Raw genomic sequence first — 2,344 nt, 5'->3', positions numbered from 1 at the left:
ACATAGCGCATCGTTCGGGTCTGGATGAGCGCATGATTGATTACTGCARACAGGCGCGCGACGTGCTGTTGCCGCTCGCCTCCACCTCAACAGACTATGCCCTGCTTGCTCTACAAGTTCGGGCCAATATTTGTATTGGCGATAGTAATCTCGTTGCCAATCAAATGCGGCAGCTCGATACCATGGGCTACCGCGAAGCTCGTTATATGCGCTACATCTCCACCCAACCTTTTATGAAAGGTAATCAATGAGTGATAACAAAGCGCCGTTCAAACACTGCGACATCACAGTGGTCGAAACGGATACTGGCTACGAAGCGACTTACGACCCGCCAATCGTCGGCGTCGATGCACGTCACACCACCATCAGCTTCAAACTGAAATCAGCACCGCACGGTGTGATCATCGGCTCAGTCACGCCAGACCCTAACGATCAACTGAGCACACCGTCCATCAGCGCAGATGGCAAGCACGTGACTCTGAACGACATCAACTCCCAAAAGGTCAAGATCCACCTGGACTTTGGATTCATCAACAGCAAGGGCGAGAAAGTCATCGTTGCTGGCCCAAGCAATAAGGTGATGAGCGGCCTGTACCCAGACATCGATAACAACCCGCCCTGACCCATGAACGCCCTCAAATTACTTGCAACGGCAGTCGCCCTGGCAGTAATCGGCTTAGGAGCAGCCCAAGCCCAGGGCATCAAGCGCACTGTCGTTACGAAGGCCGACCTGTCCATCGAAGGCCGCGAGGCCGTGGTCGCAAAGGTGGAGCTGGAGCCGGGCGTTTTCGCCGGACGCCATACTCATCCGGGCGACGAAATCAGCTACGTGCTGGAAGGTGAAGGCGAGTTGCTGATTGAGGGCGAGGCACCGCGCAAGCTGAAGGCTGGCGACGCGGTCGTCATCCCGGCCGGTAAAGTGCATGATGCGAAGAACACGGGTTCCGGCACCATGCGCCTGATTGGCACCTATGTCGTCGAGAAGGGCAAGCCACTGGCCTCTCCGGCCAAGTGAACAAGGGCTGGCGCATGCCAGCCTTCTTTCTTTATGCGCCCAGACGCGCCAGCGCGAACAGGGACAGCGTGACCACGATCGCGCCGCCGATACGGGTCGCGATCTGCGCAAAGGGCATCATCTGCATACGGTTGGCGGCGGTCAGAATGGCCACGTCGCCGGTGCCGCCCTGGCCACTATGGCAGGCGTTGATGATGGCCGTTTCGATTGGATACATGCCAAGGCGGCGGCCCACGACAAAGCCGGTCGCCATCAGCGTTGCCACCGTGGCCACGATGGTAATCAGATTGGCCAAGGTAAAAGCAGCGATCAGTTTTTCCCACGGGGTCATCGCGGCGCCAATCGCAAACAGCAACGGATAGGTTACTGCGGTCGAGAAGAATTTGTACACCACGTGCGAGCCCTGTTGCAGCTGCGGCGACACCACACGCAGCAGCTTGAGCACAACGGCGACAAACAGCATCGCCACCGGTGCCGGGAAATCGAACAGGCGGAAGCACATCAGGCCAACCATATACAGCGCGATGGCAGTAAGGCCAGCACCCGCGACGTTAGTAATATCAGCAGGACCCGCCGGCAGTTCGGAAACACGCAGGTCGTCCGCGACGCCGGGCTGCAAACGGCCTTCGCCGGTCAGATGCGGATAGCGCTTGCCGACGAAGTTCAGGCAACCGGACAGCAGGATCGCACTCAGGCTGCCCAGCATCACAGGCGGCAGTACCTGGGCAAACATATCGCCTTGCGCCAGGCCCAGAATCGCCGCGTAGCCAATCGACAGCGGAATGGCGCCCTCGCCTACGCCGCCCGCCATGATCGGCACTACGATGAAGAACAGCGTGTGCTTCCAGCCCAGGCCGAGCGCCATGCCGACCGCCGTACCGACCAGCGCGGCGATCACGGTGCCAGCCGCCAGCGGCGCGAAAATTTTCAGGAAGCCTTTCACCAGCACGTTGCGGTCCATGCTGAAAATACTGCCGACGATGATCGAGGCGATGAAGAGATAAAGGAAGTTGGTGACCTTGGTGAACTCCACCACGTTCTTCAGCAGCACCGGTGGAATCGCGTGCAGGTAGACCAGGAAGGAAGGCACAAAGGTTGCGCACACCGCAGCGGCGCCGATATGGCGCAGCAGCGGCAGGCGTTTGCCGAATTCGGCGCAGGTAAAGCCGCCAATGGCCAGAATCGCAATTGACACCGACATATCAGTCGGCACCTTGCCCAGTTTGCAAAAGCCCGCGATCAGGGCGGCCAGCAGCAGGTAGACCGGCAGCGGCACCACGCCGACACGGCTATCCATCGCGCGCCAGGCGTGCTGGTACCAGGCCGCAC

General features: G+C 59.5%; 4 protein-coding genes. 3 read left to right on the top strand and 1 reads right to left on the bottom strand.

All coding sequences use genetic code 11. The features are described from left to right. The 3 genes from AB4Z11_RS29665 to AB4Z11_RS29655 all read left to right on the top strand — a co-directional run. On the top strand, positions 1-251 hold a 251-nt coding region (locus tag AB4Z11_RS29665; RefSeq protein WP_442029462.1), incomplete at its 5' end, for a hypothetical protein. Beyond that, positions 248-622 (top strand): hypothetical protein, encoded by a 375-nt coding sequence (locus AB4Z11_RS29660; protein WP_442029461.1) that lies wholly within the window; start codon positions 248-250, stop codon positions 620-622. The genes AB4Z11_RS29665 and AB4Z11_RS29660, both read left to right, overlap by 4 nt. A 3-nt stretch (positions 623-625) precedes the next feature. Continuing rightward, positions 626-1,015, top strand: a complete 390-nt coding sequence (locus tag AB4Z11_RS29655) for a cupin domain-containing protein (RefSeq protein ID WP_442029459.1) — start codon at positions 626-628, stop codon at positions 1,013-1,015. 31 nt (positions 1,016-1,046) lie between these two features. On the opposite strand, the gene AB4Z11_RS29650 is transcribed toward AB4Z11_RS29655, so the two are convergent. Next, positions 1,047-2,344: 2-hydroxycarboxylate transporter family protein (locus AB4Z11_RS29650; protein WP_442029457.1), on the bottom strand; the 1,298-nt coding region annotated here is incomplete at its 5' end.

The sequence above is a fragment of the Pseudoduganella sp. RAF53_2 genome, from assembly GCF_052113985.1.
Taxonomy (GTDB): domain Bacteria; phylum Pseudomonadota; class Gammaproteobacteria; order Burkholderiales; family Burkholderiaceae_D; genus Rugamonas.
The sequence above is the reverse complement of the archived record's forward strand: the minus strand, read 5'-3'. Positions and strand labels throughout refer to the sequence as shown.

Bases quoted from the DNA above. Each gene is read 5' to 3' on its own strand.
- AB4Z11_RS29660 (WP_442029461.1), top strand. From the start codon at position 248: ATGAGTGATAACAAAGCGCCGTTCAAACACTGCGACATCACAGTGGTC.
- AB4Z11_RS29655 (WP_442029459.1), top strand. From the start codon at position 626: ATGAACGCCCTCAAATTACTTGCAACGGCAGTCGCCCTGGCAGTAATC.